We start from the raw sequence: 13474 nt of genomic DNA, 5'->3' as shown, positions 1-13474 counted from the left end.
CCTCAGCGCGGCACGCATCCGACCCAGGGCGGCGCTGTGCAGCTGCCGGCGGCCCCAGGACTGTCAGACCTGGGTCCGATGCCCCCGACTCGGCCGCTCAGTAGACTCGGGCGCATGACACTGGGGGAGCGTCCGGCACGGCGATCCCGGGCGGCGCCCCTCGCGATCGCCGCATTGACAGCCGTGCTCCTCGTCTCCGTCACATTCGGTGTGACGGGCGCGCTCGCGGTCAGCCTCCCGATCGGGATCATCGCCGCCACCGTGACGATTTCGGTGTGGGCACTTGTCACCCTTCGCGCCGAGCGCGATGCCCACGAGGCCGCGCTCACCGAGTGGGCAGCGTCGAGCGCTGTGGCGGTCGAACGCCTCCAGATTGCCCGTGACCTGCACGACATCGTCTCGCACGGGCTGGGCCTGATCACCGTTCGCGCGGCCACCGCCAAGCACCTCGACGACCACGGTGAGAGCCGTGCCACCCTGCTGCAGGCGCTGGGGGACATCGAGACGGCCAGCCGGGAAGCGACGGTGGAATTGCGCCGCATGCTCGGGGTGCTGCGCCGCACCGACGACCCCGCGCCGCGGCTGCCGGTGGACAGCCTCGAATCCCTGCCCGGACTCATCGCCGGAGCGACCCGAAACGGCCTGGCCGTCGTGTTCGACGGTGGAAACCTCGGCGACGTGTCGCCGGGCGTGCAGCTCGCGATCACCGTCATCGTGCGCGAAGCACTCGCCAACACGCTCCGGCACTCCGGGCCGACGGCCGTCCGGGTGCGGCTGGTTCGCAGCGGATCCGTCATCACGCTGACGGTGACCGATGTGGGGTCCACACCAGCATGGCTGGCTGTCCCGGGTGCCGGGCAGGGGCTCGTCGGGCTCCGGGAACGCACCCAGAGCCTCGGCGGCACTCTGGTGGCCGAACCACACGGGCGCGGATTCCGCCTCGAGGCCCGGCTGCCCGACCGGGACGAACCATGACCGCGCCCGCCCGGCCCATCAGGGTGGTCCTGGTCGACGACCAGCTGCTCCTGCGCCGTAGTCTTGCCCAGGTCATCAACGCCGCGGTCGGACTCCTGGTCGTCGGCGAGGCGGGTGATGGGTTCGAGGCCGTCGACGTCGCTGAGGCCACCCTCCCCGACGTGATCCTCATGGACGTGCGCATGCCCCGGCTGGACGGCATCGAGGCCACCAGACGAATCTGCTCGAACCCCGCTCTCCGCGGCGCCAGGGTGCTGATGCTGAGCATGTTCGAGCTCGACGAATACGTGTTTGACGCGTTGCGGGCCGGAGCAAGCGGCTTTGTGCTCAAGGACAGCAAGCCGGGCGATCTCATCGACGCCATCGTCCGCACCAGCACGGGCGAGGCGCTCTTCGCCCCGTCTGTTCTCACCCGGCTCGTGGCGCACTTCCTGAACCGCGCGCCCGAAGCCGCGGGAGCAGCGGCCAAGCGCGGGGCGGCAGCCGCACTCACCGACCGCGAGGTCGAAGTCCTGGGGTTGATCGGTCGGGGTCTCTCCAACGACCAGCTGGCCGTGCACCTCACAATTTCGGTCAAGACGGTGAAATCACACATCTCGCACCTGCTGAGCAAACTAGCCGCGCGGGACCGCGCGCAGCTGGTCATCGCCGCCTACGACAACGGGCTCGTGCTGCCGAGGAGGCTCTAGGAGTCACCCCCTGGACAACTCCCTCGGGCGGCGATGGTGGGGTTAGCCCGCCTGCGAGTACGGGAGCCAGCTCGATGGTGCGTGCTGGAGCGCATCCGTAGCGTCGGAGACAGACGAAGTCCCGCCTCACCGCCATCGCTCTGAGGTGGACTTCCCGGCAGATCGGATCCTTGTGGAGACGCTCAACGAGCTCATACTTTCCTGGGCGGCATCCCCCTTCGTGCTCGTCGTGGTTCTGCTGCTCGTGGCCCTCGACGGGTTCTTTCCGCCCATGCCCAGTGAGCCCGTCGTGGTGGCCGTCGCCGCGATCGGGGTTGCCACCGGGACCCCGAATCCCTGGGCGGTGTTTCTGGTGGCGGCCATCGGATCGTTCGTCGGTGACAACCTGGCGTTCTCCCTCGGCCGCCGGGTTGACCTCGAACGCTTCCGCTGGACACGCGGGCCGAGAGCGTCCCGGCTGCTCGATCGTGCGCGCCGCGCCCTCGACCGGCGTGCGGCGTCCGTCATCCTCACGGCTCGATTCGTGCCGGTCGGCCGGGTTGCGGTGAACGTCATGGCCGGCTCGAGCGGGTTTGCCCGACGCCGTTTCGTGCCGCTCAGCGCCGTGTCTGGGGTGGCATGGGCCGGCTACTCGGTCCTCGTCGGCGTCTTCGCCGGCGCCTGGTTACGGGATCAACCGGTGCTGGGCGCCGTGGTCGCGGTCGCGGTCGCGCTCGCCGGAGGCGTGATCATCGACCTGGTGGTCAGAAGGGCCCGTCGGTCGCGTGACCGCCGGTCCTATGACGGCAGTTTGGCCGCGATCACGCTTACTTCGATGAGGGCTCCCGGTACTCCCAGTCCCGCCACCCGTGCCGCGGTCACCAGCGGTGGGACACCGGGCCCGACGAGCCGCGGCGCGATGGCGCCGTAGGCGGCGCCCAGATCGGCATCCGCGGCGATCAATACAGTCCACTGCACGACGTCGACAAGGGATGCGCCGGCCGCTCCGAGCGCGACAACGACGTTGTCGACCGCCCGGCTGGTTTGCTCGGCGATATCCGCGGAGATGACAGTGCCGGTGTCGTCAACGCCGTTCTGACCGCCCACATAGATGGTCGTGGCGCCCGCGGGAACGATCGCGACGTGACTGAACGCCGGACTCTTGACGAGTCCGGCGGGTTGCAAGCGGATGATGTCCACGGTGTTTCCTCCGATTCTTCCTGGACGACACGCTACGCCCGCAACCGCGAGGGCGGACGCGCAGCCTGCCGGCACGCAGGGGGCATTTATCGCGATCCAAGCGAACGCACTGTGAACTCGCAGGAAAATAACGATTGGATAACTGGCGCTCCGTTACCTCTTCGTTATATATTCGTAGTGCGTCAACCGTTTGCTGTGGCGGAAGATGCGAATGTGATTGCAGGACACTCTTGGTGCAAGGGAAGAGGGTCGGTCGTTTGCCTCTACGACCGGCCCTCAATCACGTTAACGGCCGGTGAGTGCGCCCGTTGCTCGAGCGTGGCGAGACCTCGCGGGTCGACCTCGGCAAACGAGCGGGTGCGACCCAGCGGCCGGCGACGGTTAGAAGCGGTCGGGGCTGGGCGTGCTGGCCTGGCGGATCGATACGTCGGCGTGACGGTCGAAGCGGTAGCCCACGCCGCGCACAGTGCGCACGATGTCTTCGTAGCGGCCCAGCTTGGCGCGCAGACGACGCACGTGCACGTCGATGGTGCGCTCGTTAGGCGCATCCTCTTCGCTCTCGGCGTCCCACAGCTTGGCGATGAGCTCGGCGCGCTCGATGGTGCGGCCCTCGCGCAGCACCAGGTACTGCAGCAGCTCGAACTCCTTGTAGGTGAGCGCGGCGGTCTCGTTGTCGAGGATCACGCGCTTGCGGGAGATGTCAACGACCACGCCGCCGGGCGCCCGGTCGGCGTCGTCGGCCGTGGTGCGGCGCTTGGCGAGGGCGGCCGGGTCCTGCAGGGCCAGGCGCACGACGTCCACGTCCCGGCCGCCGACGCCGTCGGGAGCCAGGGCCACGGCGGCGTGAGTCTCGGACGAGGGGGCGATCGCCTGGGTCAGCTTCTTGAGTTCTTCGACGATGCGGTGCAGGCTCGTGCCCGCCGCTGCGGCCTTGGCCTCATCGATACCGACGTAGAGCACGAACCCACGGGCCTGGCTGCCGTCGGGTACGGCGCGGATGCGCGGTGCGGCCGGTGCGGGCGCCGGGGCCAGGGTGAGCTCGGGGCGGTAGGACTGGACGGAGCGGGCTGAGTCGATGTGTGCGAGTGACATGATCGGAATCCTTGGGGGTGATGATGCGCAGGGAACCCGGCGCATCCGCGCTCATGGGTTCGAGAAAGGGCGGCCTAAGCGGCCGGTGGAGCGGGCGGCCTCGGTAGCGAGGGCCCTGGAGTCTCCCTGCCGCGATGGCGGCGTCCTCAGCGGCTGCAGATCAGCGGGTGAGGGGCGAGTGACTCGGCGAGAGTGCCTGTCTGGTCTAGCGGCACATTCGGCAACACGCCATAACACTGCCGGGCATCATCATGCCGGCAGTCCCCAAAGCCTCGGCGGAGGTCGGGATGCGTGTGGTGGAAGTCATGAGTGTGAGTAAAGCCGACTGTGACAAGTTGTGTCAATTCAGTGACGGCGGAAAGCGCCCGGTGGCCTGCATCAGGTTCACGAGGGGCTGTACGAGTTCGTAGGATCTCGCACGAAACGGCGATCCATCAAAGAAATCCACCGAGAAGCGAACTATTTCAAAGTTTTGTGAATCTAACCGCGGTCGGCGCGCCGCGCGTCGCAGGATCTGCGTACTGCGGGCGCGCCGAATGTGACGATGCCCGCAGCCGGTTGAACAGACCGGGCCGGATCAGACCAGGCCGTAGAGCCTGTCGCCTGCGTCGCCGAGGCCGGGCACGATGTAGCCGTGCTCGTCGAGGCGTTCGTCGACGGCGCCCAGAACGATGGTGACCTCACGGCCGGCCAAAGCGGCCTCGACGGCGGCTAGACCTTCGGGGGCGGCCAAGATGCAGATGGCGGTGACATCGACGGCGCCGCGGTCGAAGAGGAACTCGATGGCCGCGATCAGCGAGCCGCCGGTAGCCAGCATCGGGTCGAGCACAAAACACTGACGGTCGGACAGGTCGTCCGGCAGGCGCTCCGCATAGGTGGTCGGCTGCAGGGTCTCTTCGTTGCGTGCCATGCCCAGGAAGCCCACTTCAGCGGTGGGGAGCAGCTTGACCATGCCCTCGAGCATGCCCAGGCCCGCGCGGAGGATTGGCACCACGAGCGGCTTCGGGTCGCTGATCTTGACGCCGCGGGCGATCGCCACCGGGGTCTGCACGGTGACCTCGTCGACGCGCACGCCTCGAGTGCCCTCGTAGGCCAGCAGCGTCATCAGCTCTTCCACCAGCGCCCGGAACATCGGTGACGAGGTGCTCTGATCACGCAGCACGGTGAGCTTGTGGGTGATGAGCGGATGGTCGGCTACGTGGACTCGCATAGGCTCAATCTACTAGCTCAACGGGCATCCGGCTCTCGTGGGCTACTCGGAAATGGGGTGGGGTGGTGCGGCAGAGCGAGGAACACCTGGCCTGGATGCGGCTGGCCCTCCACGAAGCGCACGGCGCCCTGGCCAGCGGCGACGTTCCGGTCGGCGCTGTCGTGCTGGACGCCGCCGGCCGGGTGATCGGTCGGGGACGCAATGAACGGGAACTCCACCAGGACCCGACCCTGCACGCCGAGGTTGTCGCCATCCGTGAGGCAGCCGCCGCCACCGGGGACTGGCACCTGACCGGTTGCACCCTCGTGGTGACTCTGGAGCCCTGTGTGATGTGCGCCGGCGCGATCGTGGCGGCCCGTATCCCCCTCGTGGTCTTCGGGGCCTGGGACGAGAAGGCCGGCGCCGCCGGCTCGCTCTACGACGTGCTGCGGGACCGCCGGCTCAACCACCGGGTCGAGGTGGTGTCCGGGGTGGCCGAGGGCGAGTGCGGCCTTCTGCTCACCGAGTTCTTTGAGGACCCGCTGCGTCGCCCGGCAGGGCCGACAGCCACTCGCTGAACATCGCGCTGGACGCCTGCTGCATGGCAGCGGAGTGCTGGGCGCGTTCCTGCCGCAGGGCGTCGGGCTCCAGACCCTCAGCGCGGACCTCGGCCTCGGAGGAGCTCAGCCAGGTCTCGTGCATCTCCGCGGTCACCTCGGGGTGGAACTGCACGGCCAGGGCCCAGTCGTCGATGGCGAAAGCCTCGTTGCCGTAGGCGGCCGACCCCGCCAGGCGGATGGTGCCCGCCGGCAGGTCGAAGGTGTCACTGTGCCACTGCATCATCGGGATGCCGCTGACATGGCGGAGCGGGGAGGCCTGGCCGGCCTCGGTGGGCTCCACCAGGCGGAAACCGATCTCGTTGCTCTGGCCTCGGTAGACCGGGGAGCCGAGGGCGCTGGCCATCAGCTGGGCGCCCAGGCAGACGCCGAAGACCGGGCGGCGGGCGGCGAGCCGGCGGGTGAGCAACTCGATCTCGTCGGTGAGTACCGGATAACTCTCGGTCTCGTATGCGCCCATCTCACCGCCGAGCACCACCAGGAGGTCGGCCGCGGCCGGGTCGATGCCGCGCAGGCCGTCGGCGCCGAGGGTGTCGATGTAGTGCACGGTGTAGTCGTGGTCGAGAAGCACCTGCTCCAGGTTGCCCAGGTGGATATCGTCGGCGTGCCGCAGGACGACGGCGATACGGCTCGCACTCATTCGCGTCCCTTGATGAAGATCGTGTCGGTGGGCGGGTTGACCGTGGCCGGGTCGATGTAGAGGTCGGGCTCGAGGTAAACCACCCTGGCGCTGGGCACGGCCTCGCGGATGCGGGCCTCGATGGTGTCGATCCCGGCGGCCACGTCGGAGAACCGCTGAGCGGAGTCGAAGGAGAGCTTGGCGGCCACGAGGAGTTCGTCCGGGCCCAGGTAGAGGGTCTTGAGGTGGATGAGGTTCTTGGTCTCCGGGCCGGCCAGGATGGCGGCCTTGATGGCGTCGACATCCTTGTCGCTGGCGCCCTCGCCCACCAGCAGGCTCTTGGTCTCGATGCCCAGGACGATGGCCACCAGCACGAGCAGCACGCCGATCGCGAGGGTGCCGACGGCGTCCCAGGTGGCGTCACCGGTGAGCACGGTCAGGCCCACGCCGCCCAGGGCCAGCGTCAGGCCGGTCAACGCCGCAACGTCTTCGAGCAGCACCACGGGAAGCTCGGGGGCCTTGGCGTGCCGAATGAACTGCACCCAGGTCTCGCCCTTGCGGGTGTGGTTGGACTCCTTCACGGCGGTGCGCAGCGAGAACGACTCCAGGCCGATCGCAACCAGGAGCACCAGGATCGGCAACCAGGCGTTCTCGAGTTCGTGCGGGTTCTGGAGTTTCTCGATGCCCTCGTAGATCGAGAACACGCCACCGACGGAGAACAAAATGATCGACACCACGAACGCGTACACGTAGCGTTCACGCCCGTAGCCGAACGGATGCTCGGTGTCGGCGGCCTTCTTCGACTTGCGTCCGCCGATCAGCAGCAGGACCTGGTTGCCGGAGTCTGCGAGCGAGTGCACGCCCTCGGCCAGCATCGAGGAGGACCCCGAGACGAACCAGGCGATGAACTTGGTGATCGCGATACCGAGATTGGCGAGCAGCGCCGCCACAATCGCCTTGTTTCCGCCTGATGCGCTCATGCGACCAATCCTAGAACCGTCCATCTTCTCGATCGGCCAGATGCCCCGGGTAGGCCTGGCGCGAAAAACTACACTGGGGGGATGACCTCGACCGCACCCGTCACCCTGCCCGCCATCGCCTTCCTGGGCGCCGGATCGATGGCCAGGGCCGTCCTGGCCGGACTGCTCAAGCCCACCGTGACGGTGGACGGCGGCATCCGCACCACCAACCGGTCAGCCGCCAAGGCTGCCGAACTCGCCGGCACCGCCGGGGTGACCGCATGGGCGACCGAGACCGAACCGAACGCCAACAGACTCGCGGTGAAGGGGGCCGGCATCGTCATCGTGGCCGTCAAGCCCGCGATGGTGCCCGACCTGCTCGCCGAGATCGCCGACAGCCTCGAGCCCGGCACCCTCGTCGTGAGTGTGGCCGCCGGAGTCACCATCGCCACCTTCGAAACGCACCTGCCCGACGGGGTTGCCGTGATTCGGTCGATGCCGAACACTCCAGCCGTGGTGGGCATGGCCGTCACCGGGCTGAGCGCCGGCACCCGCTCGACGGCGGTGCAGATGGAGCTGGCGACCGCCCTGTTCGAGACGGTGGGTGAGGTGCTGGTGGTGCCAGAGGACAAGATCGACGCTCTGAGCACCATTTCAGGATCCGGCCCGGCCTACGTCTTCTACCTCATCGAACAGCTCACCCAGACGGCCATCGACAAGGGCTTCACCCCCGCCCAGGCGGCGACCATGGTCAACGGCACCTTCCTCGGCGCGAGCGCACTCCTGGCCGTGTCCGACCTGACCCCCACCGAGCTGCGCCGCCAGGTGACCAGCCCCAAGGGCACCACGGAGCGGGCCGTGCAGCAACTCGAAACCGGCGACGTCAAGGGCCTGTTCGACCGGGCGACGGATGCCGCGCTCGCGCGGGCCCGGGAACTCGCCGCCTCCTAACCCCCACTCGCCTCGCCCGCCCATCTCGTCGGTCGATTCAGGTATTGGCGTCAGTCCGGTACAGGTTGCCTAATTGCCGTTCGACCGGCACGGTGCCCTCTACGATCACATCCCCGGTGTGAGCGGTGGTTACCGTCTCGATGAGGACGATGTGCACTTCCTCGTCTGCGACAGGGTTGTGCTGCACGCCGCGGGGGACGATGTAAAACTGTCCCGGCGTGAGCACAACCTCCTGGTCGTCCGGCAGTTGGATTCGAAGCCGACCCGAGACGACGATGAACATTTCGTCCTCGGCGTCGTGCGCGTGCCAAACCAGCTCGCCGAGAAGCTTCGCAACCTTAACGTACTGATCGTTCACCCGCCCGACGACTCGTGGCGTCCAATGCGCTTCAACCTGCCGGAGTTCTGCCTCGAGGTCGATGCCGGAGAGGAGTGTCATGGAACCATTCTGCGTCAACCAGCGTGTGTTCGGTTAGGAGCCGAGGGCCGCGAAACGTTCGATGTCGCCCTCGGTGCCGGCGACGATGATGAGGTCATGGTCGGAGACCACCGTCTCGGCCGTGGCATAGGTGAACGGGCGCCCAGGGCTCTTCACGCCCACGACGGTCACGTGATGCTTGGTGCGCACCCCGGACTCGGTGAGGTTCAGGCCGCGGATCGGCTTGGGCGGGTACATCTTCACCAGGGCGAAGTCGTCGTCGAATTCGATGAAGTCCAGCATCCGCCCCGATACCAGGTGGGCGACGCGTTCGCCGGAATCGGCCTCGGGGTAGATCACGTGATTAGCGCCGATGCGTTCGAGGATCTTGCCGTGCGACTGCGAAATGGCTTTGGCCCAGATCTGCGGGATCTTGAGGTCGACCAGGTTCGCGACGATCAGCACACTGGCCTCAATCGAGGAGCCAACGGCGCAGACCGCAACGGAGAAGTCCTGGGCGCCGATCTGGCGTAACGCGTCGATGGACTTGGCGTCGGCCTGCACGGCGTGAGTGACTCGTTCCGACCACTTCTGCACGAGCGCCTCGCTGCTATCCACGGCGAGCACTTCGCGGCCCAACCGATCGAGCTTGCCCGCGGTCGCCGCGCCGAAACGGCCCAGCCCGATGATGAGCACGGGAGCGTTCTGCTTGATCCGGTCAACCAACTATCGGCCTTTCCTCGGGGCGTTTGAACAACTGTCTGCTCTGGCTCGCTGCCAGCGCCGCCGCGAGAGTCACTGTACCAACCCGGCCCATGAACATCGTTGCCGCCAGCACATAGACCCCCTCAGGGGGGAGCTCGGCCGTGAGACCCGTCGACAGCCCGACGGTGGCGAACGCCGAGATGACATCGAACAGCACCACATCCAGTGCCTCCTTGGAGATGTGCAGGATCAGGATGCTCGACACGGCCACGGTGGTCGCTCCCCAGAGCACCACACTCACCGCCAGGCGCAGGATGTCGCTGGGGATGCGGCGGCCGAAGGCCTCCATCTGCTCCTTGCCCTGGGCCTCGGCGAACGCGGCCAGGAACAGCACCGCAAGGGTGGTGACCTTGATGCCGCCGGCGGTGGAGGCCGAGCCGCCACCGATGAACATCAGCATGTCGCTGAGCAGCAGGCTGGAGCCGTGCAGGTCGGCGATGTCGATGGTGGCGAATCCGCCGGACCTGGTCATCACCGACATGAACAGGGACTGGAAGATCGTGTCGCCGGCGTTCAGGGACCCGAAGGTCTTCGGGTTGTCGAACTCCAGGATGATATAGAAAATCATGCCCGACACCATCAGCAGCGTGGTCGTCCAGAGCGTGAGCTTTACGTGCACAGACCATCGGCGGGGTGTGCGCCAACTGCGGGCGAAGGTCATCAGCACCGGGAAGCCCAGGCTGCCCAGGAACACGCCGACCATCAGCGCGCCGAGGAACCAGTAATCGTTGGCGAACTGACCGATGCCGCCGGCGTTCGGGCTGAACCCGGTGTTGGTGAACGCCATCGCCGCGTAGTAGATGCTCTGCCAGAGCGCCTCACCGGTGGGCACGCCGTCAATCAGCATCCGGGGGAACAGCAGCAGGGCGACCGCCGCCTCGATGACCAGGGTGCTGATGGCCACGGTCAGCAGCAGGCTGCCGACCTCGCCGAGGCGCACGGCCTGGCCCTCGTTGACCGGGCCCATATGGATGCGCGACGGGTTCGAGTCGCTGGCCGCCATGAGCTTGGCGCGCAGGCCCAGCCGGCGGGAGATGACCAGGCCCATCAGGGAGGCCAGGGTCAGCACGCCGACGCCGCCGATGTTGACACCGATGACCACCAGGGCATTGCCGAACGGCGACCAGTGCGTTGCCATGTCCACGGTGCTGAGTCCGGTGACGCAGATCACCGACACCGCGGTGAACACGGCGTCATGCAGCGGGGTGTCGGTATCGCCGGCCGAGGCGATCGGCAGGGAGAACAACAGGGTGAAGAGCAGGATCAGCGAGGTGAAGACGAGAAGCGCGAACCTGGACGGGGACCTGCGCACCAGGCCGTCGACCGAGTCCCGGAGGTGCCCGTACCAGGTGTTGGAATGCTGCGTGAAACGTGCGGTGGGGGCCTGCGTTTTCATTCGAATCGCCTTGCCTGACCTGGGGTCGCTGACAACTTGTCATAGCACCCGCACCCGGAATGACTAGCCTTGGGGCATGGCAGACATCTTTGGCGTAGTGGCGGACTCGACCCGACGCGATATCTTACGCATTCTCCTCGAGCGCTACAACCAGTCCAGTGCCGCCCAGGGGGAGCTGAGTGTCTCCGACATCGTCAGTTCGCTCGGGTTGAGCCAGCCGACGGTGTCCAAGCACCTCAAGGTGCTGCGTGAGGCCGGGCTGGTCGGCGTGCGCGAAGAGGGCCAGCACCGCTACTACCACCTCGACTATGCCCCGCTCGAAGTGATCGAGGATTGGCTGATCCCGTTCCTCAGTATCGACGTGGACACCGTGCTCGCGGGGGTCGTCGATGACACCGAGGTCCTCAAGGATGAGCAGCGCGCCTTCGCTGCGGCGATCGGTAAGGCTTTCGCCGATACCTCCTTCCAGATGCAGCACGTGGTCAAGGACTCCGGGGTGAAGAAGAGCGTCAAGAAGTGGCGCAAAAGCGACTAGCGGGCGGCCGGGCTTCGCCTTACAGTGACGGGCACACGCACTCGTCGATAGCAGGGAGCCGCCATGTCACGTGCGCTTCCCGACTCGCGACTCGACGATCTGCGCTTCCTCACCGTCGCCGAGGTCGCCGAGGTCATGAGGGTGTCCAGGATGACCGTGTACCGCATGGTGCATGCCGGTGAGCTGCCCGCCGTGCGCTTCGGACGCTCCTTCCGGGTGCCGGAATCGGCGGTCCTGAGGGCAATCGAACCCACTCTCGGAGGAAGTGAGTCGGACGGGACTTTCTTTATCCGTTAGAATGGGGTTTTCGTGTCGGTCGCGAATCCCGCGGCTAAACCAAATCTTTGTGAGGTCCGTGTGGGTTCTGTAATCAAGAAGCGACGCAAGCGTATGGCGAAGAAGAAGCACCGCAAGCTGCTTCGTAAGACTCGCCACCAGCGTCGTAATAAGAAGTAGACGGTCTCGACCGTTTACCTGAAAAAGCGCTAGGTCACTGACCTAGCGCTTTTTGCTTGCGTGTGCGGCTTTGATCTGTGCGATCTTCATGTGCATGATCGGCCAACCGCGTGCCAGTGCGTAGCGCCGCAGCGTGGTGTCCGGATTGACGGCAACGGGGTTGCCGACGAGTTCGAGCAACGGAATGTCGTTGTGCGAATCGGAGTACGCCCAGCAGAGTGCCAGGTCGATGCCGCGATCCTCGGCGAGCCCGCGAGCGACGACGGCCTTGCGGCTGCCGTGGCAGATGCCGTCGACGAGCTGACCCGTGAAGATGCCATCGACGGTGGCGAGCCTGGTGCCGAGCGCGCCGGTGAGGTCCAGGCGTTCCGCGATCACATCAGCGACCTCCTGGGCCGTCGCGGTGACCAGCCACACCTCGCGCCCTGCCTTGAGATGGGCGTGCGCCACGGCGACGGTCTCCGGCCAGAGCCGATGGATGAGCCGGCTGTCGAAGATGTCGTGGCTGAGGCCGACGAGTTCGTCCCTGGTGTGCCCGGTGATGATGTCCATGGCCCGCATCCGGAGCCGGGCGATATCGACCCCGTCTTCGCCGACCGCCAGGAACCGGGTCTGATTCCAACCGAACGCGAGAATGTCGGCGAGCGAGATGAACCGCATCCGCCAGGCGCCGACGCCCAGGTGATAGAGGCTCGCGCCGCGCAGAAGCGTGTTGTCCACGTCGAAGAACGCGATAGCGCGGGGACCGGATTCGTCGGACATTGCGCTTGAGTCTACTCACGGTGACCGCACAGCAGCGGCCTAGGCTGGGGGTATGTCCACCGCGCACCTCACCCTGATCGGCAAGCCGGGATGCCACCTCTGCGACGACGCTCTGGGCGTGGTCACCACGGTGCTCGCGGAGCTGGCTGCCGAACCCGGCTCGCCGACCGTGCTGCTCGAGGAGAAGTCGATTCTCGATGACCCTGAGCTGCACGAACTGTATGTCGAAGACATCCCGGTGCTGCTCATCAACGGGCTGGTGCACAACTACTGGCGGATCGACCCGGCGCGCCTGCGCACCGCACTCCTGGAGGTCCGATGACCATTCTGCATATCGTGTCCTGGAAGCTGGCGGCCACTGATCCTGCCGAAAAGGCCGAAAACGCCGCCCAGATGGCGGCTCGGCTCGGCGCTCTCGTGGGAGTGGTCGACGAGATCCGCTCGCTTCGCATCGGACCGGACGTGGTCGGCGGCGCCAACTGGGACGTGGCCCTCGTCGCGAAGTTCGACGACGAGGCGGCGCTAGGTCGTTACCAGGCGCATCCGGCCCACGTGACAGCGGGCGCCTACGTGCGCTCGGTCACCGCCGAACGGATGGCCGTGGACCTCGTCGTCTGACTGACGCTCGGTCCCGCCCCGAGGCCACGAGAGCGGGGTCGTGGTTGCTTCGGGGCGCTGTGGTGAGCGTTGGGCCGCTTTCGCGGGAGGTGCCTTTCGCGAGAGCGGTGGTGTGGTTGCTTCAGGGGTGTTGTGGTGACCGGTTGGCCGCTTTCGCGGTCTGGGCACGGGGTGCGTGGTGCTTGTGGCGCGAAAAAACGGCCGAGCTGGTGCTCGGCCGTTTTTCGTGTGGTGCGGGGGTGTTACTTGGTGTT

The 13474-nt window shown here is 66.8% G+C and carries 18 protein-coding genes and 1 pseudogene; 10 read left to right on the top strand and 9 right to left on the bottom strand.

Annotation, left to right across the window (positions count from 1 at the left end):
* The first annotated feature begins 114 nt into the window (after window positions 1-114).
* The 3 genes and pseudogenes from C3B61_RS18795 to C3B61_RS20140 all read left to right on the top strand — a co-directional run.
* Window positions 115-975 carry a sensor histidine kinase gene (locus C3B61_RS18795; RefSeq protein ID WP_103461996.1) on the top strand — a complete coding sequence of 287 codons (861 nt, stop codon included), beginning with the start codon at window positions 115-117 and terminating at the stop codon, window positions 973-975.
* Window positions 972-1664, top strand: coding sequence for a response regulator transcription factor (locus C3B61_RS18790; RefSeq protein WP_103461995.1), 693 nt, complete (start codon window positions 972-974; stop codon window positions 1662-1664). The genes C3B61_RS18795 and C3B61_RS18790 overlap by 4 nt, the downstream gene beginning before the upstream one ends.
* Window positions 1665-1935: 271 nt before the next feature.
* Window positions 1936-2298 (top strand): annotated as a pseudogene (locus C3B61_RS20140) (DedA family protein); the annotation flags it as partial.
* 143 nt (window positions 2299-2441) lie between these two features.
* Here the strand turns inward: C3B61_RS20140 and C3B61_RS18780 are convergent.
* The 3 genes from C3B61_RS18780 to upp all read right to left on the bottom strand — a co-directional run bounded on the left by C3B61_RS18780 (window position 2442) and on the right by upp (window position 5145).
* Entirely contained in the window at window positions 2442-2843 is a 402-nt protein-coding gene (locus C3B61_RS18780) for a RidA family protein (RefSeq protein ID WP_103461994.1), read from the bottom strand.
* A gap of 381 nt (window positions 2844-3224) precedes the next feature.
* A complete protein-coding gene (locus C3B61_RS18775; protein ID WP_103461993.1) occupies window positions 3225-3935 on the bottom strand; it encodes a winged helix-turn-helix domain-containing protein in 711 nt (236 codons plus the stop codon).
* A gap of 577 nt (window positions 3936-4512) precedes the next feature.
* Complete coding sequence (gene upp, locus C3B61_RS18770; RefSeq protein WP_088454956.1) at window positions 4513-5145, bottom strand: uracil phosphoribosyltransferase; 633 nt, start codon at window positions 5143-5145, stop codon at window positions 4513-4515.
* A gap of 95 nt (window positions 5146-5240) precedes the next feature.
* On the opposite strand from upp, the gene tadA reads away from it, so the two are divergent.
* On the top strand, window positions 5241-5702 hold the full coding sequence (gene tadA, locus C3B61_RS18765) for a tRNA adenosine(34) deaminase TadA (RefSeq protein WP_103462030.1): 462 nt from the start codon (window positions 5241-5243) through the stop codon (window positions 5700-5702).
* Here tadA and C3B61_RS18760 read toward each other — a convergent pair.
* Together C3B61_RS18760 and C3B61_RS18755 are read right to left on the bottom strand one after the other, a co-directional pair.
* Complete coding sequence (locus C3B61_RS18760; protein ID WP_103461992.1) at window positions 5644-6381, bottom strand: glutamine amidotransferase; 738 nt, start codon at window positions 6379-6381, stop codon at window positions 5644-5646. The two genes, tadA and C3B61_RS18760, sit on opposite strands and share 59 nt — an antisense overlap.
* The gene (locus C3B61_RS18755; protein ID WP_103461991.1) at window positions 6378-7340 is read right to left on the bottom strand and encodes a cation diffusion facilitator family transporter; all 963 of its coding nucleotides are present in this window, start codon (window positions 7338-7340) and stop codon (window positions 6378-6380) included. The genes C3B61_RS18760 and C3B61_RS18755 overlap by 4 nt, the downstream gene beginning before the upstream one ends.
* An 81-nt stretch (window positions 7341-7421) precedes the next feature.
* On the opposite strand from C3B61_RS18755, the gene proC reads away from it, so the two are divergent.
* Window positions 7422-8270 carry a pyrroline-5-carboxylate reductase gene (gene proC, locus C3B61_RS18750; RefSeq protein WP_088454959.1) on the top strand — a complete coding sequence of 283 codons (849 nt, stop codon included), beginning with the start codon at window positions 7422-7424 and terminating at the stop codon, window positions 8268-8270.
* A gap of 37 nt (window positions 8271-8307) precedes the next feature.
* On the opposite strand, the gene C3B61_RS18745 is transcribed toward proC, so the two are convergent.
* Genes C3B61_RS18745 through C3B61_RS18735 form a run of 3 tightly spaced genes read right to left on the bottom strand, consistent with a single transcriptional unit; the run spans window position 8308 to window position 10849 of the window.
* Entirely contained in the window at window positions 8308-8709 is a 402-nt protein-coding gene (locus C3B61_RS18745) for a cupin domain-containing protein (RefSeq protein WP_088454960.1), read from the bottom strand.
* 33 nt (window positions 8710-8742) lie between these two features.
* Window positions 8743-9414 carry a potassium channel family protein gene (locus C3B61_RS18740; RefSeq protein ID WP_088454961.1) on the bottom strand — a complete coding sequence of 224 codons (672 nt, stop codon included), beginning with the start codon at window positions 9412-9414 and terminating at the stop codon, window positions 8743-8745.
* Complete coding sequence (locus C3B61_RS18735; protein ID WP_088454962.1) at window positions 9407-10849, bottom strand: TrkH family potassium uptake protein; 1443 nt, start codon at window positions 10847-10849, stop codon at window positions 9407-9409. The genes C3B61_RS18740 and C3B61_RS18735 overlap by 8 nt, the downstream gene beginning before the upstream one ends.
* A gap of 76 nt (window positions 10850-10925) precedes the next feature.
* Here C3B61_RS18735 and C3B61_RS18730 point away from each other — a divergent pair, with 76 nt between their 5' ends.
* The 3 genes from C3B61_RS18730 (at window position 10926) to C3B61_RS18720 (ending at window position 11840) form a co-directional block, all read left to right on the top strand.
* The gene (locus C3B61_RS18730) at window positions 10926-11384 is read left to right on the top strand and encodes an ArsR/SmtB family transcription factor (RefSeq protein ID WP_088454963.1); all 459 of its coding nucleotides are present in this window, start codon (window positions 10926-10928) and stop codon (window positions 11382-11384) included.
* 63 nt (window positions 11385-11447) lie between these two features.
* Window positions 11448-11681, top strand: a complete 234-nt coding sequence (locus tag C3B61_RS18725) for a helix-turn-helix domain-containing protein (RefSeq protein ID WP_088454964.1) — start codon at window positions 11448-11450, stop codon at window positions 11679-11681.
* A 60-nt stretch (window positions 11682-11741) separates the two neighbouring features.
* Window positions 11742-11840 (top strand): 30S ribosomal protein bS22, encoded by a 99-nt coding sequence (locus C3B61_RS18720; protein ID WP_003792170.1) that lies wholly within the window; start codon window positions 11742-11744, stop codon window positions 11838-11840.
* A 42-nt stretch (window positions 11841-11882) separates the two neighbouring features.
* Here C3B61_RS18720 and C3B61_RS18715 read toward each other — a convergent pair whose 3' ends face one another.
* The gene (locus tag C3B61_RS18715; RefSeq protein WP_103461990.1) at window positions 11883-12602 is read right to left on the bottom strand and encodes an HAD family hydrolase; all 720 of its coding nucleotides are present in this window, start codon (window positions 12600-12602) and stop codon (window positions 11883-11885) included.
* Between the two features lie 52 nt (window positions 12603-12654).
* On the opposite strand from C3B61_RS18715, the gene C3B61_RS18710 reads away from it, so the two are divergent.
* Window positions 12655-12924, top strand: coding sequence for a glutaredoxin family protein (locus tag C3B61_RS18710; RefSeq protein ID WP_088454966.1), 270 nt, complete (start codon window positions 12655-12657; stop codon window positions 12922-12924).
* Window positions 12921-13220 (top strand): Dabb family protein, encoded by a 300-nt coding sequence (locus tag C3B61_RS18705; RefSeq protein ID WP_103461989.1) that lies wholly within the window; start codon window positions 12921-12923, stop codon window positions 13218-13220. Before C3B61_RS18710 ends, C3B61_RS18705 begins: the two co-directional genes overlap by 4 nt.
* Window positions 13221-13474: the final 254 nt, after the last annotated feature.

Source organism: Cryobacterium zongtaii, from assembly GCF_002909375.1.
GTDB lineage: Bacteria > Actinomycetota > Actinomycetes > Actinomycetales > Microbacteriaceae > Cryobacterium > Cryobacterium zongtaii.
This window is presented reverse-complemented; position numbering and strand designations above follow the sequence as displayed.